Here is a 23,301-nt window from a genome sequence, read left to right on the forward strand (position 1 = left end):
CGCCAAGGCGGGGTGGCGCGGACCGGGACGCGGCCCGCGCGGCGGGGATCAAAGGCGGATCGGGTCGGTCTTGGCGAGACGGTCGAAGCCCATGAGCGTGGCGACCAGCTTCGGCATCTGCGACAGCGGCACCATGTTCGGCCCGTCCGAAGGTGCGGTGTCGGGCGCTTCGTGGGTCTCGATGAACACCGCCGCGATGCCGAGGCTCGCCGCCGCGCGCGCCATCACCGGCGCGAATTCGCGCTGCCCGCCCGAAGCCCCGCCCAGGCCGCCGGGCTGCTGCACCGAATGGGTCGCGTCCATCACCACCGGGTAGCCGGTCTTCATCATCTCGGGCAGCGACCGCATGTCGGCCACCAGCGTGTTGTAGCCGAAGGAGACGCCGCGCTCGGTCAGGAGGATACGGCGGTTGCCGGTCGAGGCGATCTTCTCCGCGACGTTGGCCATGTCCCATGGCGCCAGGAACTGGCCCTTCTTGACGTTGATGGCAGCGCCGGTCTCGCCAGCGGCCAGGAGCAGATCGGTCTGGCGGCACAGGAAGGCCGGAATCTGCAGGATGTCGGCCACCTCGGCCACGGGCGCGCAGTGATCGGCGCCATGGATGTCGGTCAACACCGGGCAGCCGATGGCACGCTTCACGTCGTCGAGCACGCGCAGCCCGGCCTCCATGCCGAGGCCGCGCTTGCCCGAAATCGAGGTGCGGTTGGCCTTGTCGTAGCTGCCCTTGAACACGAATTGCGCGCCGTGGGCGGCGCAGGCCTCGGCCATCTGGCCCGCGATCATCTGCGCGTGGTCCGAGGATTCGAGCTGGCAGGGTCCGGCGATCAGGGTGAGGGGGCGGTCGTTGCCGACCGTGAGTGAGCCTATCTGGATGTCGATCATGGGGCAGGGGCCTTTCGCATGCTGTCGGGGCCCGGTCTAGCGCGGCGGGGGGGGGGGGGGGCGCCCCCCCCCCCCCCCCCCGCCGCTCAGCCCGACACCTGCTCGCGCAGGATCGAAACGGTGAGCGAGAGCATCAGGTAGATGCCCGAGAAGATCAGGAAGGCCAGTGCCGTGTTCTCAAGCGCCTTGGGATAGGTCGGCTCGTCCGGGGCCACAGGTTCGACCCCGAGCGACAGGTAGCGCACCTGCCGGTTGGCCTCGATCTGCGCCGCCTCCATCTGCTGCAGCGCCTGCTGCACCAGAAGCGTCTGGAAACCGTAATCCTCTTCGGCCAGCCGCAGTTCGGTATTGCGCGCGGCGAGCGAAGCGCCCTGTTCCGAGGCTTCGGTCATCTCGCGGCGCAGGTCCGAGATCAGCGCCTCGATGCCCGCGATCTGGCTTCTGAGCGAGTTCACCTGCGCCTCGTTCGGGCGGCGCACCGCGAGACGGGTCTGCAACTCCAGCTGCAATTGCTGGCGCTGGGTCTCGAGCGCCGAGATCTGCGACGTGCGCGCCGCGGTCTCGCCCACCGGGTCGATCTGCTGCACCTCCTGCTGGATCCTGAGCCAGTTGGCCAGGGCTTCGGCGCGGCGCGCCTCGGCTGTCTCGTAACTCTCTCGCGCGCCCTGCATCTGGTCGGTGCGCAGCCGAGCGGTGAGCTGGTCGACCTGTTCCTCGGCATAACCCAGAAGCGCCTCGGAAAAGCGCTGCGAGGTTTCGGGGTCGGGGGCGATCACCTCCATCTTCACGATGCCCTCGGTGGGGTCGTAGGAAATCCTCACGTGATCCTGGTAGAGATCGTAGGCGGCCTCGTTCGTGGCGGGACGGGGCAGGCGCTGCAACGGGTCGATGGCGGGGTCGGAGAACACCTCCTTGAAGTCCTCCTCCTCGTCGAGCCGGACCATGGCCGCACGCGAGGTCAGGTAGGACTGAACGGTGATGCTGTCCTGCTGCGTCGCCATGGAGGTGCCCTGGAACAGCCCGCCCAGACCGGGGCCGGCCTGCGGTTCGGCCTGCTGGATCACGAATTCCGAGCGAGTGGCGTACATCGGGGTGGCGACCGCGAAGAAGTAGTAGCCGGCCAGCACCGTCGGCAGCAGCACGAAGAGCGCCAGCCGCAGGCACAGGAGCGCCATGCGGCGGCGGCGGCGCTTCGCGAGGTCGCGCTGGATCCGACCGATCTCGGAGGCGCGGCGCTCGGCCGAGGCGCCGGGGTCAGCCCGCTTGGTCGAGGGCAGGCTGCGATCGGGATCGGGCACGGTGGAGGGAAGCTGCACGCGGGGCGACATCCCGGTCTCATCGTCCTGCTGCCGTGGCACGACCAGCTCGATGATGTTCGAGCGCTGGAACGGATCGACACCGCGCGCGCGAAGCTGGCGCACCGCGTCGTAATCAGAGCTCACCTCCAGCCCCTGCTTCTGCGCCACGCGCCGCGCCATGCGCAGCTGCCTGCCACTCAGCCCCTCCTGGCGGATCCGGTCGATCTCGTCCTCGACATTGGCGAAGCTTCCGCCGGACGCGGAGGCCGGCGTCGCGGGTCGGGCAGCGTTGGCCGGCCCGGCCTCGTCCTCGGCCAGCCATTGCTGAACCGGGCGCATCGCGACGGCGGTCCCGGCCTGCCTATGCCCGGCTTCGGCCTCGGCCGTGCTGGCCTCGGTGTCGGCGTCGGCGACGCCCCGGGCCGCCTCGAGCGCGGGCGGAGCGAGCGGCGCGCCTGCGCGCAGGCGGTAGCGGGTCACCCTAGGCTTGGTAGTCATAGAGCTCCCGTGCCTCCTCGAGACTGTCGAACATGTGCAGCTGGCCGTGGCGGAGCACGGCGGCCTGCCGGGCAAAGCGTTCCAGCGTCTGCGGCTGGTGCGAGACGATCACGACCGTCGTCGTTTCCAGCCGCTCGCGCAATATCTCGCCCGCCTTGCGGTTGAACTCGGCATCCGTGGTCTGTGGCATGCCCTCGTCGATCAGGTAGATGTCGAAATCGAGCGCCAGCATCAACGAAAAGCCGAAACGCGCGCGCATGCCTTGGCTGTAGGTGCCGACGGGACGATCGAAATACTCGGCGATGCCGCAGAGCCAGCGGCAGAAGGCCTCGACGTAATCGGGATCGAGCCCGTAGAGGCGGGCGATGTAACGCGCGTTCTCCCGCGCGCTGTGACGCGGCACCACGCCCCCCATGAAGCCGAGCGGAAAGGAAATCCGGGAACTGCGGATGATCCGCCCCTCATCGGGCTTTTCCAGCCCGGCCATCATGTTGATCAGCGTCGTCTTGCCGGTGCCGTTCGGCGCCAGAATCCCGAGCGAACGGCCGAGCTCGACCCGGAACGAGGCCCGGTCGAGGATCACCTTGCGGCGTTTGCCGGTCCAGAAGGACTTGCTGACCTCATCGAATTCGAGCATCGGCTCCCCGTTTCTGCCCTCGTCGCCCCGTTCAACCACATAGGGCCGGTACCGGATGCCCTGAAGCCCTGTCTAGAAGGGCTTTAAGGCGAAAGAGCGCCGAAATCCTCGCCAAACTGGGGGACTGTTTCCCGTCGGGGCCTTGCGCGTCCTTCGCCACCGCATGGACCTTCGGCTTCGGCCGCGCGTTTAGTGGCCGAACCCCCTTAGTGAAGGAGTGACGTCATGCGCAAGTTCGTCAAGTATTTCGCGATCTGGAAACTCGCACGCAAGTTCCTGCGCGGCGGCCGCCGGGTCTGATCGGGCCCTTGCGCGGGGGCCTTGGGCACATAGATGATCGGCGATGGACCAGCTTCGTTCCGATCTTTCCGCCTGCCGCCTCTGCGCCGACCGCTTTGCCGCCACCGCGACGCGCCACACGCCGCGTCCGGTGGTCTGGTTTCGCCCCGGCGCCCGGCTCCTGATCGCGAGCCAGGCGCCGGGGCTTCGCGTGCACGAGGCCGGCACCCCGTTCTGGGATCGCTCCGGCACCCGTCTGCGCGACTGGCTGGGTCTCGACGAGGACGCCTTCTACGACCGAACGCGCGTGGCCATCGTGCCGATGGCCTTCTGCTTTCCCGGATATGACGCCAAGGGCTCGGACCTGCCGCCGCCGCCGGTCTGCGCGCAGGTCTGGCGCGACCGGGTGCTGTCCGAGCTGAGCGATATCCGGCTCACCGTGCTGATCGGCGGCGCGGCGATGAACTGGCATCTGGGTCGCGGGCCGGGCGTGACCGAACGGGTGCGACGCTGGCGCGAATACGGCCCCGAGCTGTTTCCCTTGCCTCATCCGTCGTGGCGCAATACCGCATGGCTCAAGCGCAACCCGTGGTTCGGCGGGGAGGTTCTCCCGGATCTGAAGGCCCGCGTGCGAGAGGTCATGGAGGACTGACACATGGAAACCGGTCTCGACGTGGCCTCGGCCATGATGGATGCGTCGCCCGAGGATGATGCGGCGCGGCTGCGCTATTACGGGCGTCTCGCCGATGCCGAGTTGTACCTGCTGCTGGCCGAGGAGGCGGGCGACGAGAACGTGACCCCCGTGACCATCGACGAGGCCGGGCAGAGCTATGCGGTGGCCTTCGATCGCGAAGAGCGCCTGTCGGACTATGCGGGCGCGGCCGCCTTCCACGCCGCGGTGCCCGGGCGGGCGCTGGCGCAGATCCTCGGTGCGCAGGGTCTGGGTCTCGCGCTCAACCCGCGCGTGGCGGCCTCGGCACGGCTGCTGCCGCCGGAGGCGCTGGTCTGGCTGGCCGAGACGCTGACCCATGCGCCGCAACAGGCCGCCGACCGGCCGGTGGCGGTGAACCCGCCCAAGGATTTCTCGGAAAAGCTCCTGGCCGCGCTCGACGAAAAGCTGGCTTCGGCGCGCGGTCTGGCGCAAGAGGCTTGGCTGGTGCGGGTCGAATATGCCGATGGCCGCGAAGCACCGCTTCTGGCCTTCATCGATCCGGCACCGGTGGCTGAGCGCGGCCTTGCCGTTGCCGTGGGCGAGGCGCTGACCTTCTCGGGGCTGGAAGAGGGCGCGCTCGACGTGGCCTTCCTTAAGGGCGGCAGCGAAACCGCGAGGCGCATCGCCCGCGTCGGCCTGCGTCTCAAGCTGCCGCAGCCGCATGTCGCGCCGGGACCCAAGGCCCCGGGCATGGACCCGGAAAAACCGCCGCGGCTGCACTAGGCTCCTTCAGGCCACTTTGTTCCAGAAATACGCAAACACGCCGCCAGCCCCGTTCGGACGGTCTCAATAGCCGCGTCCCCGGTCCACGAGGTGCAAGAGTGGCTCGCCCGCCTCCGAGCGCCGGATATTCTCGACGATCACCCGCGCCGCCGTGGCGGGGCGGGTGGCCGAGGCGACATGCGGCGTCACCGTGACCTGCGGATGCCGCCAGTAGCGATGGTCCGCAGGCAGCGGCTCGATGCGGAACACGTCGAGCGTCGCATGGCCGATCCGCCCCTCGTCCAACGCCGCCAGCAAGGCCGCGTCGTCGATCAGCGGCCCGCGCCCGGGATTGATGAGCGCCGCGCCGCGCGCGGGCAGGGCAAGGCGCGTGTCATCAAGCAGGTTCTCCGTCTCGGGGGTCAGCGGCAGCAGCGTCACCACGATCTGCGCGTCGCGCAGCGCCTGCGTCAGGCCGTCCTCACCGGACAGGCAACGCAGCCCCTCGATCTCTTTCGGCGTGCGGCTCCAACCAGTCACCGGGAAACCCAGCCCCGCAAGCGTCTCGGCGCAGGCCCGCCCCAGCGCGCCAAGACCCAGCACGGTCACGGGACGGTCGGCGGCCAGAGGCGGCGGCGTCGGATGCCAAGCGCGCTCCGGGTTGAGGATATGCGCATCCATGCCGAGGTGATGACGCAGCACGTGACCGGACACGTATTCCACCATGCCCCGTTCGAGCCCCGCATCGACCATCCGGGTCAGCGGCTGGGTCAACGTCGCGTTGCCGACGATCCGCTCCACCCCGGCCCAGAGGCTGAGCACGGCACGGGCGCGGATGAATGGCGTGAAGTCGCGCAGCGCGTCATTGGGCGCATAGACGATGTAATCGACCGTCTCCGGATCGGCGTCCCGCGACAGCTCCGCCTCGATGCCGGCCTCGGTAAGCCCCCGGGGCAGCAATTCGCGATAATCGGCCCAGTCCGTGTCGGGCGCGGAAAACAGAATTCTCATGTCACCTCGGCTTGTGGACATGCGCGCTCTGCACCAGCCCGAAAGCCAGCAGCAGCACCAGCATCGCCGAGCCACCATAGCTCACCAGCGGCAGCGGCACGCCGACCACCGGGGCGAGCCCCATCACCATCGACATGTTCACCGCGAAGAACAGGAAGAACGTCATGGTGATGCCGATCGTGAGCAGCGAGGCGAAGCGGTCGCGGTTGTTCACCGCCGACACCACGCAGAAGAAGATGATCAGCGCATAGAGCGCCAGCAGCGTCGAGGCGCCGACGAAGCCGAACTCCTCGGCCAGCGTGGTGAAGATGAAGTCGGTGTGCTTCTCGGGCAGGAAGTTGAGCCGCGACTGCGTGCCCTGCATGAAGCCGCGCCCGGTCCAGCCGCCCGAGCCCAGTGCGATCTTGGCCTGAGTGATGTGGTAGCCCGCGCCCAAGGGATCGTTCGAGGGATCGAGAAACGTGTCGATGCGGCGGTACTGGTAATCCTTGAGAAGCTGCCATGGCGTGCCCCGCGACACGAAGACGGCATAGACCGTGCCGACCCCTGCCGCGATCACGGTGGCGAAATAGGCCCAGTGGACGCCTGCCGCGAACATCACCGTTGCGCCGCCGATCAGCAAGAGCAGCGCCGTGCCGAGATCGGGCTGGGCCAGCGTCAGCAGCGTCGGGATCGAGATGAAGACGACCGGCAGCAGCACCCAGAAGATGTGCGAGGTGCGCCTGAGCGGCAGCCAGTCGTAATAGGCGGCGAGGAACATCACGAGGCTGACCTTCATCAGCTCCGAGGGCTGCAGCCGGATCGGCCCGAGGTCGATCCAGCGCTGGGCGCCCATGCCGACCTCGCCGAACATGTCCACCGCCACGAGCAATGCCAGAGAGCCGCCATAGGCCACGAGCGCCATGTTGCGCCAGAACCAGATCGGCACCATGGCGACGACGATCATCGCCACCATGCCGACGCCGAAACGCTTCATCTGCGGCTCCATCCAGGGCCGGGGCGAACCGCCGGCGACCGAGTAGAGCATCAGGAAGCCGAAGCTGCAGACGGCGGTGATCAGCAGGATCACCGGCCAGTTGAGGTAAAGCAGCTTGCGAAAGCCCGTGGGGACGAACTTGGCGTTGGTCTCGAGGTAGCTCATCTCAGGCCCTGTCGGAGGCGGTCATGCCGCGCGCCACGTGGTTCTCGATGCGCTTTTGCTGCTCGGCGATCGCGTCGCGCAGGTTCGAGGGATAGGCCTCGAGCGGCGGCGGCCCGTCATAGAGCGCCTGCAGCGTCACGTCGCGCGCGATCGGGGCGGCGACCGAGGAGCCGCCGCCGCCATGCTCGACCACGACCGAGACGGCGAAGCGCGGGTTATCGTAGGGGGCGAAGTTGACCCAGAGCGCGTGGTCGCGCCGTTCCCACGGCAGGTCGGCGTTCGAGGTAACGCCGCGGGCCCGCTCCTCGGCGGTGATGCGGCGCACCTGGCTGGTGCCGGACTTGCCTGCCATCTGCATCCCCTCGGCCACGATCCGCGCGCCGTAGCCGGTGCCGCGCGGGGCGTTCGAGACATCGTTCATCGCGGAGCGCACCCGGCGCAGGTAATTCTCGTTGAGACCCATCGGCTCGCCGGCGCCCGAGGGCTGGATCTCGCCGCCGATCGAATGCACCAGCCGTGGCCGCACATCGCGCCCGGTGGCAAGCCGCGCCGACATCACCGCGAGCTGGAGCGGCGTCGCCAGCACGTAGCCCTGGCCGATCGAGGCGTTGACGGTATCGCCGATGCGCCAGCTCTCACCGTAGCGGTCGCGCTTCCACTGGGTGTCGGGGGCCACCCCCTCGCTCACCGCCGACATCGGCACGTCGAGCGGCACGCCGACGCCGAGCCTGCGCGCCATCTCGGCGATGCGGTCGATGCCGATCTTCTGGCTGATCTCGTAGTAATAGACGTCGCAGCTTTCCTGCAGGCTGCGATGCATGTTGACGTTGCCATGGCCGCCGCGCTTCCAGCAATGGAAGCGGGTGCCGCCGACCTCGGAATAGCCGGGGCAGTACTCGGTGTCCTCGGGGCCGACGAGCCCCGATTCCAGCGCCGCCATGGCGACCACCATCTTGAAGGTCGAACCGGGCGGGTAGGCGCCCTGCACGGTCTTGGCCGAGAGCGGGCGGTACTTGTTCTCGTTCAGGGCGCGCCAGTCGGACCCCGAGATGCCGCGCACGAAGAGGTTCGGGTCGAAGGTCGGGGCCGAGGCCACGGCGCGCAGGTCGCCGGTCTCCAGATCGATCACCACCACCGAGGCGCTCTCGCCCTCGAGCCGCGCCTCGGTGTAGCTTTGCAGCTTGCTGTCGAGGGTGAGCTGGATGTCGGCGCCGGACTTGCCCTCCTCGCGGTCGATCTCGCGCATCACCCGGCCCGCGGCGTTGACCTCGATCCGCTTGGTGCCGGCGGAGCCGCGCAGCTCTTCCTCGAACTTGGCCTCGACCCCGGTCTTGCCGATCTGGAAGCGCGGGATCTGCATCAGCGGGTCGGGGTTCTCCATCTTCGACAGGTCGTAATCGGAGACCGGACCCACATAGCCCACCACATGCGCGGTATCGGAGCCGCGCGGGTAATGGCGCGACAGGCCGACCTCGGCGGTGATGCCGGGCAGGGCAGGGGCGTTGACGGTGACCTTGGCCACGTCGTCCCACGGCACCCGCTCGGCCACGGTGACCGGAACGAAGGCGGGGCGACGGGCCATCTCGGCCTTGGCGCTTTCGATCGCCTCGGGCGGCAGGTCGATCAGCCGCGCCAGCCGGTCGAGCGTGTCGTCGACATCGCCCGCATCCTCGCGGGTTATCACGACGCGGTAGTTCTGTTCGTTGACCGCGAGCGGCACGCCGTTGCGGTCGAAGATCAGCCCGCGCGCCGGCGGGATCAGCCGCATGTTGATACGGTTCTCCTCGGCGAGAGAGCGGTAGATCTCGCCCTCGTCGACCTGCATCGACCGCATCCGCCAGCCCAGCACGCCGATCATGGCAAGCTGCGAGGCACCGATGACGAGGCTGCGCCGCCCGATGCGACGGGCGCTTTCGGCGGTTTCCTTCGGCGGTCGTTTCATACGGAAATCCTCCGACGGCTATCGGTGGGGCGGTGGCCGATGCGGAACAGCCAGCGCGCGGCGATGGCGGCGAGCGGGTAGGCCAGCGCGGTGGTGACGGCCTGGCTCGCCACGAGGCCGAGCGGTGGTGCGGGCACCACGGTGATCAGCAGCGCCAGCTGCGTCGCCGCGAGGATCCCCGCCACGGCGAGGCTCGTCGCCGCCCATTCGGCGGCGAAGCCGCCGGCGCGCAGCCGCATGTGCCGTCGCCTGAGCATCTCGGTCGCGATCACCGTCAGTGCCGCCATCAGCCCCGGCGGCCGCTGGAACAGGAAATCGGCCAGCAGCACCACCGCGGCCACCAGCCAGACCGGCAGGAAGCCGGGCCGCCGCACCACCCATAACAGCACCGCCACCAGCAGGAGGTCCGGCCCGGCCCAGCGCGGCGGCAGCGTGTCGAGCGGCAGCAGCCGCAGGAAGATCAGCCCCATGGCCAGCGCGGCGAAACCCGCGCGGCCGAGCCAGAGCCGGGCCTGCCGGGGGCTAGCCATCGGGCGCCTCCGCGGCCTCGTCCGGTTCTGGTTCGGCCAGCCCGAGGCTTTCGGGCGCCGGTGCCGGCGGGCCGAAGACCTCGCGCGGCTCGGGCACGATCAGCCGGCCCGTCTCGTCGACGGTCTCGGCTTGATGGCTGCGCAGCACCCGCAGGAATTCGAGCCGCTCGTAGTCGGCGGCAAGACGGATCCGCAGCCGCCCGTCCGAGCCCATCGTCACCTGTCCCACCAGCAGGTCGGCCGGGAACATGCCGCCATCGCCCGAGGAAACGACCCGGTCGCCGGGGCGCACGAGGTCGGGGTTCTCGAGGAAGTCGATCGGCGGATAGATCGTGTTGTCGCCGGCGAGGATCGCGCGCTGCCCCGAGGGCTGGATCGTGACGGGAATGCGCGACGAGGTATCGGTGAGCAGCAGCACCCGGCTCGAGGCATGCCCCACGCCAGAGATCCGGCCGACCAGCCCGATCCCGTCCATCGCGGGCCAGCCGTCGAGCACGCCGTCGCGGGCGCCGACATTGACCAGCACCGACTGCCGGAACGGCGAGCCGCTATCGGCCATCACCACGCCGGTGATGTAGGTGAGCCTCGGGTCGAGCCGCACGTTGTTGAGGTCGAGAAGCTTCGCGTTCTCCTGCTCGAGCTGCAACGCCGCCTCGCGCCACGCGCGCATCTGCTGCAGCTCGCGGCGGAGCTGCTGGTTCTGCTCGTGCAGATGCGCGTAGCTCTGGAAATTGCCGGCCATGGTCGCGAGGCCGGTGACGGGCGCCAGCGCCCAGTCGAAGCTGGGCAGCACCCGGTCCACTACCTCGGCGCGCATCCGCTCCACGCGGGGGCTGTCGATGCGCCACAGGGCGAACAGCGCCAGAAGGGCGAGCAGCAAGAGCCCGACCAGCAGCCTGCGGATCGGGCGGGCGTAATCCTCGCCGCTATGTCTCGGTCTCGCCAAGGAGCGCGCACCCCCTCGTCATCTGGCAGGAACCCTCCGCGAGGGAGGGTCGGGACGTCCCCGGCGGGGGCGTCGTCTCAGCTGTCGTAGTCTATCACATGCCGCAGCTGCTTCTCGTATTCCAGCGCCTTGCCGGTGCCGAGCGCCACACAGTTGAGTGACTCGTCGGCGACCGAGATGGCGAGCCCGGTCTGCTCGCGCAGCGCGAGGTCGAGCTGACCCAGAAGCGCGCCGCCCCCCGTGAGCATCACGCCCCGGTCGACGATGTCGGCGGCGAGATCCGGCGGTGTCGCCTCGAGCGCGGTCATCACCGCCTCGCAGATCTGCTGCACCGGCTCGGCCAGCGCCTCGGCGATCTGCGCCTGGGAAATCTCGGTTTCCTTCGGCACGCCGTTCAGGAGGTCGCGGCCCCGGATATGCATCGACTGGCCGCGGCCGTCATCGGGCATCCGGGCGGTGCCGATCTGGGTCTTGATCCGCTCGGCCGTGGCCTCGCCCACCAGCAGATTGTGCTGGCGCCGCAGGTAGCTGACGATCGCCTCGTCCATCCGGTCGCCGCCGACGCGGACCGAGCGGGCATAGACGATGTCGCCGAGCGACAGCACCGCCACCTCGGTGGTGCCGCCGCCGATATCGACCACCATGTTGCCGGTGGGATCGGTGATCGGCATGCCCGATCCGATCGCCGCCGCGATCGGCTCGGCGATCAGGCCTGCGCGCCGCGCGCCGGCCGAAAGGACCGATTGCCGGATCGCCCGCTTTTCAACCGGGGTGGCGCCATGCGGCACGCAGACGATGATTTTGGGCTTCGAGAAGGTCGTCCGCTTGTGCACCTTGCGGATGAAATACTTGATCATCTCCTCGGCGACGTCGAAATCGGCGATGACGCCCTCGCGCATCGGCCGGATCGCCTCGATCGAGCCCGGGGTCCGGCCCAGCATCAGCTTGGCGTCCTCGCCCACGGCGAGCACCTTCTTGACGCCGTCCTTGACGTGGTAGGCCACGACGGAGGGTTCGGACAGCACGATGCCACGTCCCTTGACGTAGACCAGCGTGTTCGCCGTCCCGAGGTCGATCGCCATGTCAGACGAAAACAAGCTGCCCAATCCGAACATGGCGTGATCTATCCCGTTCCCAGTGCTGTGATGTTCCGCGACTCCGAGGGCCTGCGGACCTCGCGCCTTATAGGCATGACGGCCCGGCGCGGAAAGGCCTGCAACCCCTGCGGTCAGCGCATTTTCGCCGTTTCACGTACCGTTGCATGGAAGACGCGGCGCCGGGGCGCCGCGTCGGCGCGATGTCATTCCCCGGCGTCGAGATAACCCACGCCCTTCACATCGGCATTCGGGGCGGTCTTCTCGCGCCGCACCAGCAGCCGGTTCACGGCGTTGATATAGGCCTTGGCGCTCGCCACCACGGTGTCGGTATCGGCGGATTGGCCGGTCGCGATGCGCCCGTCCTCCTCCAGCCGCACCGAGACGGTCGCCTGCGCGTCGGTGCCTTCGGTGACGGCCGCCACCTGGTAGAGTTGCAGCCGCGCCTCGTGCGGGAACAGCGCCTTGATCGCGTTGAAAGTGGCATCCACGGGGCCGTCGCCGGTGGCGTCGACCGACTTCTCCGCGTCGTCGATGGTCAGGGTCATCTCGGCGTGCTGCGGCCCTTCGGTGCCGCAGACCACCTTCAGCGACTTGAGCCGCAGCCGGTCCGAGACCGCCTCGTTCTGGCGCACCAGCGCGATCAGGTCGTCGTCGTAGACCTCCTTCTTGCGGTCGGCCAGTTCCTTGAACCGCACGAAGACGTCGTTGAGCTGATTGTCGGCCAGCTCGAAGCCCAGCTCCTTCAGCTTGGAGCGCAGCGCGGCGCGGCCGGAATGCTTGCCCAGCACGATGTTGGTGGCGTTGAGGCCGACATCCTCGGGGCGCATGATCTCGAAGGTCTCGGCGTTCTTCAGCATCCCGTCCTGGTGGATGCCGCTCTCATGCGCGAAGGCGTTCTTGCCGACGATCGCCTTGTTGAACTGCACCGGGAAGCCCGAGACGGTGGCGACGCGACGCGAGATGTTCATGATCTTGCGGGTGTCGATGCCGGTGTCCCAGGGCAGGATGTCGTGGCGCACCTTCAGCGCCATCACCACTTCCTCCAGCGCGGTGTTGCCGGCGCGCTCGCCGAGGCCGTTGATCGTGCATTCGATCTGCCGCGCGCCGCCCTCGACCGCGGCCAGCGCGTTCGCCGTCGCCATGCCCAGATCGTTGTGGCAATGGGTCGCGAAGATGATCTCGTCGGCGCCCGGCACCTCGGCGATCAGCCGGCGGATCAGGTCGGCGCTTTCCATCGGCGCGGTATAGCCCACCGTGTCGGGGATGTTGATCGTCGTCGCGCCCGCCTTGATCGCGATCTCGACCACGCGGGCGAGGTAGTCCCACTCGGTCCGGGTCGCATCCATCGGCGACCACTGCACGTTGTCGCACAGGTTGCGCGCGTGGGTCACGGTGTCGTGGATGCGCTGGGCCATCTCGTCCTGCGTCAGGTTCGGAATGGCGCGGTGCAGCGGCGAGGTGCCGATGAAGGTGTGGATGCGCGGCGAGCGGGCGTGCTTCACCGCCTCCCAGCAGCGGTCGATGTCCTTGTAGTTGGCGCGGGCGAGGCCGCAGATCGTGGCGTTCTTCGACTGGCGGGCGATCTCGCTCACCGCCTTGAAGTCGCCCTCCGAGGCGATCGGGAAGCCGGCCTCGATGATGTCGACGCCCATCTCGTCGAGCAGCTCGGCGATCTCCAGCTTTTCGGCATGGGTCATGGTGGCGCCGGGCGATTGCTCGCCGTCGCGCAGCGTCGTGTCGAAGATCAGGACGCGGTTTTCGGGGCGGGTGTCGGGGGTGGTGGTCATCTCTCAATTCCTCTCGGGTCCGGGTGCGTTATCCGGCGCGATTGTCCCCTCTGAGCGGTCGCGCCGACGGGCACGCTCAGAGGCGAGTAAGGAGAAGGAGGGTCCGAAGCGCGGGCAGGGCCGCGGGGGACGAGAGGGTGAGGTTCCGGCTCATGGGCGGGACTATATCGCCCGTTCGCGGGATGAAAACCCCTAAGCCGACAGAAGTCCCAACTCGGTATCCGAGGCGACGCGGTCGTACTTGTCGCGGGGCGGCATCGGCCGGTCGCGCCAGTCGGGCTCGAACACGAAGCTCGAGCGCCGCCGCCCGTCTGGCAGCGCGCCGTTGCCCGACCCCACGGCGTAATCGTAGTAGAGCTTGACGATCTGTTCGTAGCGCACCTGCTGCGCCGCCTCGAAGCCGAGACAGGCGTCGCGCCAGCGACGCACGCGATCGAATTCGGGGGTCTCGGGCAGATCGAATCCCTCGTAATGCTCGAGAAACCAGAACCGCATCATCAGCGGCGTGTAGACGATCTCGGCCAGCCCGTAGCGGTCGAACAGCCATGTGCCCTGGGGGTTGTGCCGCTCCAGCATCTCGCCCAGCCAGCGGTAATGCCCGAGCAGCGCCGCGCGCTTGTCGTCTCGCTTCGCGGGATCGGTGTTCATCACGTAGAGATAACCGGACATGCCGAACGGCCCCTCGCGGGTGATGAACAGCCGCTCGATGCCGCGCTCGAACGGGTCGGCGCGGGCGATGCGCGGCTCGGCCCAGCGTTCCTCGACATAGCGCAGGATCACCAGGCTCTCCTTGAGGATGCCGCCGTCCTCGGTCTCCAGTACCGGCAATGCCGTGGTGCCGCCGGTCTTTTCCAGCAGCCAGTCGGGGCGCGGTTCGGTGATGTCTATGACATGGAAATCGACCGCATCCCTCAGCCCCTTGAGCGCCAGCAGGATCTCGACCCGCTGCGAGAACGGGCAGACCGGGATATGGTAGATGGTCGGTCGGGTCATGGACGATCCTCCTCTCCGACGGACATCATGCCACGCCGGGGCCGCGCCGTCACGGATTGACCGGCGAACGCATCCTTCTAGCTCGCGGCGCATGACACAGCACATGAAGCGGGCGCTCGTCACCGGCGGCGCCAAGGGTATCGGGCGCGGCCTCGTGGAGCGGCTGGCGCAGGAGGGCTGGGAGGTCGCGGCGATGGACCGCGACGCCGGGGCGTTGCAGGGGCTGCCCGAGGGCGCGCGGGCGATCGAGGGCGACGTCTCGGACGAGGCCTCGGTCCGGGCCGCCATCGCCGCCACCGGCTGGGACGGGCTCGACCTGCTGGTCAACAATGCCGGGCTGGCGAGCCCGGAGGCGGGACCGATCGAGGAGCTGGCGCTGGCCGATTGGCAGAAATGGATCGGCACCAATCTCACCGGTGCCTTCCTGATGACCAAGCACTGCGTGCCGCTGTTGCGCGCACGGCGCGGCGCGATCGTCAACATCACCTCGTCGCGCGCCCACCAGTCCGAGCCGCAGACCGAACCCTACGCTGCCGCCAAGGGCGGGCTGACGGCGCTGACCCACGCGCTCGCCATCTCGCTCGGACCCGAGATCCGCGTGAACGCCATCGCGCCCGGCTGGATCGTGACGACCGGCTGGGACGAGCTGCGCGAGATCGACCATGCGCAGCATCCGGCGGGCCGTGCGGGCCGCCCCGAGGACGTGGCCGAGGCAGTGCTCTGGCTCGCCGGGGCGGGGTTCATGACCGGCGAGAGCATCCTGCTCGACGGGGGCATGACCCGGAAGATGATCTATGCCGACTGACGCCGCCATCCCGGCGACCGTTCCTGCGACCGCCCTCGTGATCGGCGCGTCGGGCGGCATCGGCGCGGCGCTCGCCACCGAACTGGAGCGGCGCGGCACGGCCGTCACCCGGCTGTCGCGCCGGGATGACGGGCTCGACGTCACCGATCCGGCCTCGGTCGAAAGGGTCCTTGGCGCTGTCGAGAGGCCCTTCGCGCTGATCCTCGTCGCCATCGGCATTCTCGCGCCCGAAGGGCAGGGGCCGGAAAAGGCGCTCGACGCGATCGAGGCCGATCACATGGCCCGGGTCATCGCGGTCAACGCCATCGGCCCGGCGCTGGTGCTGCGGCAGCTGTCCCGGCTGATCGAGCCGGGCGGGCGCTGCGGCGTGCTCTCGGCGCGAGTCGGCTCCATCGGCGACAACGCCATGGGCGGCTGGTATTCCTACCGCGCCTCGAAGGCGGCGCTGAACCAGATCCTGCATGGCGCGGCGCTGGAGTTGAAACGACAGGACAAGGGCGCGGTGCTCGTGGCCCTGCATCCCGGCACGGTCGAGACCGAGTTCACCGCCCCCTATGCCGGACGCCACAAGATGGTTTCGGCCGAGGAGGCGGCGAAGAACCTGTTGCAGGTCATGGACAATCTCGATCCGGCGCAATCGGGGGGCTTTTACGACTGGCGCGGAGAGGAGGTGCCGTGGTGAGGCCGGTCCTCACTTTCGGCGGTCACGCACCCCGTCTCTCTCGGCGCTGCGCAAGGCCGACAAGGGCCGCGAGATGGTGGTGATGGCCGAGGTCGGCGACGTCCCGCATCACCCCGGGAAGACGCCTTTCTGTTTCCTGCCATGCGCAGGTTCGCAGATGTACCGGAGGCGGGACCGGAAAGGGGCCGACAAGCGCCGCGCCGTGTTGCGCGAGGCGGCGGCTTCCTTGATCGGATGAACCAGGGCGAGCGGGTCTAGACGCTCAGCTCTCCTCCCCGACCTCCTCGGTCCCGTCGCCGTCGGCATCATCCTCCGCAGGGGCTTGGGCGGGCTCATCTCCCTCGATGCCGTCTTCCGAGGTTTCAGGGGTATCCGGGGTTTCGGGCGTGTCCGGGGCCTCCGTCTCGACAGGCTCTTTCGGTGGCGTGCCGGCCGTGTCCTCTTCGACGGCATCGGCATCGGCATCGGCATCGGTGCCGGTCGCGTCCTCCTCTGCCTCCGGGGGCTCGACCGGCGCGTCGCCGACAAAGGCGCCGTCGCGCCAGCCGCCTTCCTCGGTCTCGCCCGTGGCATAGCGCATCACGCCGCGCCCTTGGCGGCGACCGTCGCGGAACTGGCCCTCATAGATGTCGCCATTGGCATAGGTCGCGACGCCTTCGCCCTCGATCTCGCCATCGACCCACTGGCCTTCATAGGTAAAGCCGTCGGGCATGGTGATCCGGCCCTGGCCATGGCGCTGGCCGTCCTCGAAGCCGCCCTCGTAGCGGGTGCCGTCGGCATAGATCGCCAGGCCCTGGCCCTCGCGCTGGCCCTCGACCCAATCGCCTTCGTAGCTGTAGCCGTCGGCATAGGTCATCTTGCCGCGCCCGTGATTGCGCGCGTCGAGGAACTCGCCCTCGTAGACGAGGCCGTTGGCGTAGGTGGCGGTGCCGGTGCCCTCGATCACGCCCTCGCTCCAGTCGCCCTCATAGGTCGAGCCGTCGGGATAGGTGATCTTGCCGGTGCCATGCGCGAGGTCGTTCTCGAACTGGCCGACATACACCGACCCGTCGGGATAGGTGACCTCGCCCTGACCCTCGATCCGCCCCTCGACCCATTCACCGACATAGCGATAGCCGTCGGTGCCGGTGAAGGTGCCCTGACCATGGCGGCGATCATCCTTGAACGCGCCTTCGTAGACGTCGCCATTGGCGTATTGGACCCGGCCCGTGCCCTCGCGCTTGCCCGCCGCGAACTGGCCGATATAGACGTCGCCATTGGGCTGTTCGAGCCGGCCCTCGCCTTCGATCTGGCCGTCGACCCAATTACCTTCATAGACCAGCCCGTCGGGCATGGTGAGCGTGCCTTGCCCGTCGCGCTCGCCGGCCTTGAGCGTGCCCTCGTAGGTCGAGCCGTCGGGATAGGTGATCTTGCCTTCGCCTTCCTTGACGCCGTTGACCCACTGGCCGTCATAGACATAGCCGTCGGGGCTGCTCAGCCGGCCGGTGCCGTGATGCATGGCGTTGCGGAATTCGCCTTCGTAGCGGGTGCCGTTGGCGTATTCGGCGGTGCCGCGGCCGGTGATCTTGCCGTCTTCCCACTCGCCCTCGTAATTGCCGCCATCGGCGAAGGTGATCCGACCCACCCCTTCGGGCTTGCCGCGCGCGAACTGGCCCTCATAGACCGAACCGTTCGGGAAGGTGGCCTGACCCTCGCCGCGGATCTCGCCCTCGAACCATTCGCCGACATACTCGTAGCCATTGGGCAGTCGGTAACTGCCGCGCCCGTGCTGGCGCCCGTTGAGGAAGGTGCCCTCGTAGACGCCCCCGTCCTCGTATTGCTTGATGGTGGCTTCCTGCGCCTGCGCGCCGGGCGCCTGCGCGAGCATCATCGCCGCCGCGAGTGTGAACGCGCGCTTGGCTCCTGCCGACATGACCGATTGCCCCCGATCGCTGGACCCGGTGCGACCGGTCCAAGTTTCCGCTTTGGTGCAGAGTAACGACGGCCCCCGCTCAAGACAACAGCCCCGGCACCTCAGTCACTTGCGCGGCGGATCGGCCACGGTATCGGGCCACGTGTCCGACATCGGGCCGCCGGTGACCGGATCGCGCTCCGGGCAGGGCAGGGCGGCGATTTGGGCGCCGAAGCGGTGCCTGGCATCCACGGCCGCACGCTCGACCGATGGCGCTTCCTGGCGCGGCGGATAGGCCCCGAGTACCGCGAAACCCGGCCGGCGCTCGAGGCAGCGGTGACCGAACCCCGCCGGCAGCACCAGCGCGTCGCCGGGCGCGACGTCGAGATCCTCGCCCGCCTCGCCGCCGATCCGCAGCCGGGCGCTGCCGGCGACGCAAAGCAGCGCCTCATGCGCGTCGGGGTGGAAATGGTGATAATCGAAGACGCCCCAGCGCCAGATACCGCCCCAGCCATGGCGGCGCAGCAAAGCTTCCGCCGCCTCGGGCGCGAAGGCGCGCGCATGGAGCAGCGCCGGCCAGCGCGGGTGGTTCGGAATGCCGCCATTGGCGGCGACACGGATGCGGCGGACAGGGCTCATGCGCAGTAGTCTAGACGCCCGCGGCCCTTCGGCAACGCCGCGCTTGCGCCACGCCGCCGGGTAACTAATCTCGGCCCGATCCCCAACCCCGCCGGGAGGCGCCATGTCCGAGAACAAGACCCTGCCCACCGGCGCCAGCGTCGAGGCGTTCCTCGAGGCCGTGACCCCGGACCGCCGACGCGAGGACGCCCTGGCACTGGATGCGCTGTTCCGGGAAGTGACCGGTTTCGTGCCGCAGATGTGGGGGCCGTCGATCGTGGGCTATGGCTCCTACGACTACGTCTACGAAAGCGGCCATGCCGGACGCTTCCTCGCCACCGGGTTTTCGCCTCGAAAGGCCAATCTCGTGCTCTACATCATGCCGGGATACGACGAGGCCAACCCGATCCTTACCCGGCTGGGCAAGCACCGGATGGGCAAGTCGTGCCTTTACATCAACAAGCTCGCCGACGTGGATCGCGGCGCGCTGGCGGAGCTGATCCGGCACGGGCTCGACCGGCTGGCGGGGTATTGGCCGGTGCATCCGATCTGAGCGGCGGCGCGCGCCAGGGATCGCCATGACCGAAGAGGACACCCCGCTCAGGGGCCGCTGGATCGCCATGGCGGCGCTGTTGGTGGCGGGTTTCATGAACCTGATCGACGTCACCATCGTCAACGTCGCCATCCCCTCGCTGCAGGGCGCCTTTCAAGCCAGCGACAGCCAGATCGAATGGGTCGTCGCGGCCTATATCCTGAGCTTCGCGCTGTTTCTGCTGCCCGCCGGTCGTCTCGGCGACGTGGTCGGGCGGCGGCGGATGTTCGTGATCGGGGTCACGGTCTTCACCATCGCCTCGGCGCTATGCGGCCTCGCGCCCGGCATCGGCAGCCTCGTGGCCGCACGGGTGCTGCAGGGCTTAGGCGGCGCGATGATGACGCCGCAGACGCTGGCGCTGGTGCCGGCGCTATTCCCGCCGCGCGAACGCGGTGCCGCCTTCGCGCTGTTCGGGCTTTCGGCCGGGCTCGCCAGCGTCGCCGGCCCGCTCTTGGGCGGGGTGCTGATCGGGGCCGATATCATGGGGCTCGACTGGCGGCCGATCTTTCTCGTCAATATCCCGGTCGGCGCGGTGGCGGTGCTCGGGGCGCTGCGCTTCGTGCCCAAGGTGCCGGGCGACGCGGCGCTCAGGCTCGACCTCGTCGGCATGGCGCTGGCGGGCACCGGGCTGATGCTGCTGCTGTTTCCGCTGATCGAGGGGCGCCAGCTCGGCTGGCCCGTCTGGGTTTTCGCGATGATGGTCGCCGCCATGCCGACCGGCGCGGGCTTCGTCGCATGGCAGCGGCGGCAGGCGCGGCGGGGTGCGCCGCAGCTGATCCCGGCGAGCCTTCTGGCGAATGCCGACTACGTCACCGGCTCGGTGCTGGCGACGCTGCTCTTCGCCGGCATCCCCGGCTTCTTCCTCGTCTTCGCGATCTTCCTGCAGGTGGGCTACGGGCTGACGCCGCTCGAATCCGGGGTCACCACCATGCCGTTCTCGCTCGGGGTGCTGGGCGCATCGGTCCTGTCGGGCCGTCTCGGCACCCGCTGGCCGCGCGAGCGGATCACGGCAGGCGCGGTGCTGCTGGTGATCGGCATGACCGCGCTGCGGCTGATGCTCCCCGAGGCGGGCGAGGCGCTGTCGCGCGCGGCTTTCATCCTGCCTCTGGCGCTCTCGGGGCTCGGCCTCGGCACCGCCGTCTCGCCGCTGTTCCAGACGGTGCTCGCCAACGTCGCCGACCGCGACACCGGCGCGGGCTCGGGCGCGCTGCAAAGCTTCCAGCAGGTCGGCGGCGCGCTGGGCGTGGCGGTGATGGGACAGCTGTTCTTCGGGATGCTGCGCGGGGGCGGCGGCTATCCGGAGGCGCTGACGGCCGCGCTGTGGTTCAACGCGGCCGCCTTCGTCGCCGTGGCGCTGCTGGTCTGGCGGCTGCCCGAGCCGCGCCTCGTGCCGGGGCAAGGACCGGGCGGAAAGCCCGAGCCCACCCCGGCGGAATGATCACAGCGTCAGCTGGTAGCTGTGCGGCACCCAGGCAAAGCCGTCATCCACCGCCATGACGTAGCCCGCCCCCGGGAAGGGCATGTGGTAGCCGATCACCGGCATCTTGCGCTCGGCCGCCATCGACAGCACCCGGCGCCGGGTCTCGACCGCCATCTCCTTGTCGGAATCGAAGCTGACATGCCAGTCGGGCTCGCCCACCGACCAGACGTAGTGGTTGGCGGTATCGGCCATCAGCAGCAGCTCGCCTTCGCTCCCCGCCACGGTGAAGACGAGGTGGCCCGGCGTATGGCCGAAGGCCGCCATCGCGGTAAGCGGGCCGACCTGGTCGCCGTCCTCGAGGAATTGCAGCTCCCCCTCGAGCGGCCGCACCTTGGCCTCGAAGCCCTCGTTGTTCTGCCCGGCCCAGTGGTCGAACTCGACCCAGCCCGCGTGATGCGAGGCGTTGGGAAAGGTCTTTTCCCCGGCCTCGGTCATCAGCCCGCCGATATGGTCGCCATGCATGTGGGTCAGCACCACGTGGGTGACGTCCCCGGGCGAGCGGCCGGCGGCCTCCAGCGCCGCGGTGATGCCCGCCGCGTCGAGGCCGGTATCGACGAGGATCACGTTCTCGCCCGCCTCGACCAGCACCGGGTTGAAGAAGAACCGCGCCTCGTCGGAGGGGATGAAGTTCTCCTCGCTGACCTGCGCGAAGGTCTCGTCGTCGACATTGAGCCCGAAGATCGAGTGCGGCTCGGGCACGACGCGGCTGCCGGCAAGCAGGGTGGTCACCTTGACGTCGCCCAGCGTGAAGGCGCGGTGCGTCGGAAGCTCGACCGCGTCGCTCGAGGGGGCGGTCTGGGCAATGGCGGTACCGGGCAGGCCCGCGCTCGCAGCCAGCGGCAGCGCCGCGCCGGCCATGAGCGCCGCGCGGCGGCTGATGGAATGTGACATCTCACGTCTCCTCTGCGTTGTATGACGCAAAGGTTAGGGCATGCCGGGGCTTTGCCTAGCGCGGGGATGCACAAAGCCCCTGTATCACAGCCACCATTGGTCGATCGCGGCGATGTCGTCGTCGGACCAGCCGAAATGATGGGCGAATTCATGCACCGTCACATGCGCCACCATTTCGGCCACGGTCACGTCGCCGCGCTCGGCCCATTCGTCGAGGATCGGCCGCCGGAACAGCCAGACCACGTCCGGGCCCTGCGGCACGTCCCAGTTCGACTTCTCGGTCATCGGCGTGCCGTCATAGAGCCCGGTCAGCTCGAACGGCTCCATCTCCATCTGCTCGAGAATGTCGTCGGGCGCGAAATCGACGACGCGCAGCGCCACCTCGGCGGCCGCGCGGCGGAACGGCTCGGGCAGGGTGGCGATGACATGGCGCGCGATCGTCTCGATCTCGTCGAGACTGGGCGCGAGGGGGCTGCCCGCGAAGGGGTCGGATGTGCTGTCCATGGCCCCCGATATGGACAAAACGGCCCGCCTGTGAAAGAGCCCATGGCGAACAGGAGAGCCCCATGACAACGACCCGTTTCGCCCCGTCCCCCACCGGTTGGCTGCATATCGGCAACCTGCGCGCCGCGCTGTTCAACCATGCCATCGCGCGCCAGCAGGGCGGCGAGTTCATCCTGCGCATCGACGACACCGACCAAGAGCGCTCGAAGCCCGAATACGTGGACGGCATCCTCGAGGCGCTGGACTGGCTCGGCATCACCCATGACCGGGTGGAACGGCAGTCCGACCGGATGGAGCGCTACACGGCGGCGCGCGAGGAGCTGGTGGCCGACGGACGGCTCTACGAATGCTTCGAGACCCCGACCGAACTCGACCTCAAGCGCAAGAAGCAGCTCAACATGGGCAAGCCGCCGGTCTACGACCGGGCGGCTCTCGACCTGTCTGAAGAGGAAAAGAACCGGCTGCGTGCCGAGCGCGGCAGCCATTGGCGCTTCAAGCTCGACCGCGAGCGGATCGAGTGGGAGGATGGCATCCTCGGGCCGATCTCGATCGACGCCGCGAGCGTGTCGGACCCGGTGCTGATCAAGGAAAGCGGTCAGGTGCTCTACACCTTCGCCTCCTCGGTCGACGACGCCGAGATGGGCATCACCGACGTGGTGCGCGGCTCGGACCACGTGACCAACACCGCGACCCAGATCCAGATTATCCGCGCGCTGGGCTACGAGCCGCCGCGCTTCGCGCATCACTCGCTGCTCACCGGCCCGCAGGGCGAGGCGCTGTCCAAGCGGCTCGGCTCACTGTCCTTGCGCGATCTCAAGGCGGCGGGGATCGAGCCGATGGCGATCCTGAGCCTGATGGCGCGGCTGGGCTCCTCGCAGCCGGTGGAACTGCGCCAGACGCCTGCCGAGGTGATCGAGGGCTTCGACATCTCGAGCTTCGGCTCGGCGCCCACCAAGTTCGACCCCGCCGATCTGGAGCCGCTGACCGCGCGCTGGCTGTCGCAGCAGCCGCTTTCGGAGGTCGCCGAGGACGTGCGCGCGGCGGGGGTGCCCGAGGATCTGGCCGAGGCGTTCTGGGCCACGGTGCGCGGCAACCTCAAGACTCGCGCCACGATTGCCGAGTGGTGGGCGGTGTTCCGCGACGGCGATGCGGGCCGCGCCGAGCCCGAGGATGCCGAATTCGTGGCGCAGGCTCTGGGGATGTTGGGCGAGCCGCCCTATGGCCCGGAGACCTGGAAATCCTGGACCGACGCGGTGAAGGCCGAGACCGGCCGCAAGGGCAAGTCGCTGTTCCTGCCGCTGCGCCGCGCCGTCACCGGCATGGATCATGGCCCGGAAATGGCCGATGTCATGCCGCTGATGCAGGTCAAGCCGCGGGTCTGAT

Annotated in this window: 22 protein-coding genes; 7 read left to right on the plus strand and 15 right to left on the minus strand. The window is 68.8% G+C overall.

From position 1 onward, the window contains the following. Nucleotides 1-48: 48 nt before the first annotated feature. The 3 genes from kdsA to O4G76_RS15525 all read right to left on the minus strand — a co-directional run bounded on the left by kdsA (nucleotide 49) and on the right by O4G76_RS15525 (nucleotide 3,315). A complete protein-coding gene (gene kdsA, locus O4G76_RS15515; RefSeq protein WP_269398165.1) occupies nucleotides 49-882 on the minus strand; it encodes a 3-deoxy-8-phosphooctulonate synthase in 834 nt (277 codons plus the stop codon). A gap of 86 nt (nucleotides 883-968) precedes the next feature. After that, nucleotides 969-2,678 (minus strand): capsule biosynthesis protein, encoded by a 1,710-nt coding sequence (locus O4G76_RS15520; RefSeq protein ID WP_269398166.1) that lies wholly within the window; start codon nucleotides 2,676-2,678, stop codon nucleotides 969-971. Next, nucleotides 2,662-3,315: an ABC transporter ATP-binding protein gene (locus O4G76_RS15525; protein ID WP_269398167.1), complete on the minus strand. Its 654-nt coding sequence runs from the start codon at nucleotides 3,313-3,315 to the stop codon at nucleotides 2,662-2,664. Before O4G76_RS15525 ends, O4G76_RS15520 begins: the two co-directional genes overlap by 17 nt. 343 nt (nucleotides 3,316-3,658) lie before the next feature. On the opposite strand from O4G76_RS15525, the gene O4G76_RS15530 reads away from it, so the two are divergent. Beyond that, complete coding sequence (locus O4G76_RS15530) at nucleotides 3,659-4,246, plus strand: uracil-DNA glycosylase family protein (RefSeq protein WP_269398168.1); 588 nt, start codon at nucleotides 3,659-3,661, stop codon at nucleotides 4,244-4,246. A 3-nt stretch (nucleotides 4,247-4,249) separates the two neighbouring features. Continuing rightward, on the plus strand, nucleotides 4,250-5,029 hold the full coding sequence (locus O4G76_RS15535) for an SseB family protein (protein ID WP_269398169.1): 780 nt from the start codon (nucleotides 4,250-4,252) through the stop codon (nucleotides 5,027-5,029). A gap of 63 nt (nucleotides 5,030-5,092) precedes the next feature. Here the strand turns inward: O4G76_RS15535 and O4G76_RS15540 are convergent, their stop codons facing one another. The 8 genes from O4G76_RS15540 to O4G76_RS15575 all read right to left on the minus strand — a co-directional run bounded on the left by O4G76_RS15540 (nucleotide 5,093) and on the right by O4G76_RS15575 (nucleotide 14,455). Continuing rightward, nucleotides 5,093-6,019, minus strand: coding sequence for a glyoxylate/hydroxypyruvate reductase A (locus tag O4G76_RS15540; protein ID WP_269398170.1), 927 nt, complete (start codon nucleotides 6,017-6,019; stop codon nucleotides 5,093-5,095). Between the two features lies 1 nt (nucleotide 6,020). Then, a complete protein-coding gene (gene rodA, locus O4G76_RS15545; protein ID WP_269398171.1) occupies nucleotides 6,021-7,160 on the minus strand; it encodes a rod shape-determining protein RodA in 1,140 nt (379 codons plus the stop codon). Nucleotide 7,161: 1 nt separating this feature from the next. Further along, nucleotides 7,162-9,102 carry a penicillin-binding protein 2 gene (gene mrdA / locus O4G76_RS15550; RefSeq protein ID WP_269398172.1) on the minus strand — a complete coding sequence of 647 codons (1,941 nt, stop codon included), beginning with the start codon at nucleotides 9,100-9,102 and terminating at the stop codon, nucleotides 7,162-7,164. Beyond that, a complete protein-coding gene (locus tag O4G76_RS15555) occupies nucleotides 9,099-9,632 on the minus strand; it encodes a rod shape-determining protein MreD (protein ID WP_269398173.1) in 534 nt (177 codons plus the stop codon). The genes mrdA and O4G76_RS15555 overlap by 4 nt, the downstream gene beginning before the upstream one ends. Continuing rightward, nucleotides 9,625-10,578 (minus strand): rod shape-determining protein MreC, encoded by a 954-nt coding sequence (gene mreC / locus O4G76_RS15560; protein ID WP_269398174.1) that lies wholly within the window; start codon nucleotides 10,576-10,578, stop codon nucleotides 9,625-9,627. The genes O4G76_RS15555 and mreC overlap by 8 nt, the downstream gene beginning before the upstream one ends. Before the next feature lie 77 nt (nucleotides 10,579-10,655). Further along, nucleotides 10,656-11,693: a rod shape-determining protein gene (locus O4G76_RS15565; protein WP_085895516.1), complete on the minus strand. Its 1,038-nt coding sequence runs from the start codon at nucleotides 11,691-11,693 to the stop codon at nucleotides 10,656-10,658. Nucleotides 11,694-11,878: 185 nt separating this feature from the next. Next, nucleotides 11,879-13,462 carry a 2-isopropylmalate synthase gene (locus O4G76_RS15570; protein WP_269398175.1) on the minus strand — a complete coding sequence of 528 codons (1,584 nt, stop codon included), beginning with the start codon at nucleotides 13,460-13,462 and terminating at the stop codon, nucleotides 11,879-11,881. A 192-nt stretch (nucleotides 13,463-13,654) separates the two neighbouring features. Next, nucleotides 13,655-14,455 (minus strand): glutathione S-transferase family protein, encoded by an 801-nt coding sequence (locus O4G76_RS15575; RefSeq protein ID WP_269398176.1) that lies wholly within the window; start codon nucleotides 14,453-14,455, stop codon nucleotides 13,655-13,657. A gap of 91 nt (nucleotides 14,456-14,546) precedes the next feature. On the opposite strand from O4G76_RS15575, the gene O4G76_RS15580 reads away from it, so the two are divergent. Next, a complete protein-coding gene (locus O4G76_RS15580) occupies nucleotides 14,547-15,260 on the plus strand; it encodes an SDR family oxidoreductase (RefSeq protein WP_269398177.1) in 714 nt (237 codons plus the stop codon). Continuing rightward, entirely contained in the window at nucleotides 15,250-15,942 is a 693-nt protein-coding gene (locus O4G76_RS15585) for an SDR family NAD(P)-dependent oxidoreductase (RefSeq protein WP_269398178.1), read from the plus strand. Before O4G76_RS15580 ends, O4G76_RS15585 begins: the two co-directional genes overlap by 11 nt. A 262-nt stretch (nucleotides 15,943-16,204) precedes the next feature. Here O4G76_RS15585 and O4G76_RS15590 read toward each other — a convergent pair whose 3' ends face one another. Together O4G76_RS15590 and O4G76_RS15595 are read right to left on the minus strand one after the other, a co-directional pair. Further along, nucleotides 16,205-17,854, minus strand: coding sequence for a 2-isopropylmalate synthase (locus O4G76_RS15590; RefSeq protein ID WP_373568044.1), 1,650 nt, complete (start codon nucleotides 17,852-17,854; stop codon nucleotides 16,205-16,207). A gap of 105 nt (nucleotides 17,855-17,959) precedes the next feature. After that, on the minus strand, nucleotides 17,960-18,472 hold the full coding sequence (locus O4G76_RS15595) for a cupin domain-containing protein (protein WP_269398179.1): 513 nt from the start codon (nucleotides 18,470-18,472) through the stop codon (nucleotides 17,960-17,962). A gap of 103 nt (nucleotides 18,473-18,575) precedes the next feature. On the opposite strand from O4G76_RS15595, the gene O4G76_RS15600 reads away from it, so the two are divergent. Beyond that, nucleotides 18,576-19,004 carry a DUF1801 domain-containing protein gene (locus O4G76_RS15600; protein ID WP_269398180.1) on the plus strand — a complete coding sequence of 143 codons (429 nt, stop codon included), beginning with the start codon at nucleotides 18,576-18,578 and terminating at the stop codon, nucleotides 19,002-19,004. A 25-nt stretch (nucleotides 19,005-19,029) separates the two neighbouring features. Beyond that, nucleotides 19,030-20,481, plus strand: coding sequence for an MFS transporter (locus O4G76_RS15605; protein WP_269398181.1), 1,452 nt, complete (start codon nucleotides 19,030-19,032; stop codon nucleotides 20,479-20,481). On the opposite strand, the gene O4G76_RS15610 is transcribed toward O4G76_RS15605, so the two are convergent. Continuing rightward, nucleotides 20,482-21,414 carry an MBL fold metallo-hydrolase gene (locus O4G76_RS15610; protein ID WP_269398182.1) on the minus strand — a complete coding sequence of 311 codons (933 nt, stop codon included), beginning with the start codon at nucleotides 21,412-21,414 and terminating at the stop codon, nucleotides 20,482-20,484. Nucleotides 21,415-21,498: 84 nt separating this feature from the next. Continuing rightward, nucleotides 21,499-21,918, minus strand: a complete 420-nt coding sequence (locus tag O4G76_RS15615; protein ID WP_269398183.1) for a metallopeptidase family protein — start codon at nucleotides 21,916-21,918, stop codon at nucleotides 21,499-21,501. 62 nt (nucleotides 21,919-21,980) lie between these two features. Here O4G76_RS15615 and gltX point away from each other — a divergent pair, with 62 nt between their 5' ends. After that, nucleotides 21,981-23,300, plus strand: coding sequence for a glutamate--tRNA ligase (gltX, locus tag O4G76_RS15620; protein WP_269398184.1), 1,320 nt, complete (start codon nucleotides 21,981-21,983; stop codon nucleotides 23,298-23,300). Nucleotide 23,301: the final 1 nt, after the last annotated feature.

This window comes from Limimaricola sp. G21655-S1 (genome assembly GCF_027213785.1).
GTDB lineage: Bacteria > Pseudomonadota > Alphaproteobacteria > Rhodobacterales > Rhodobacteraceae > Limimaricola.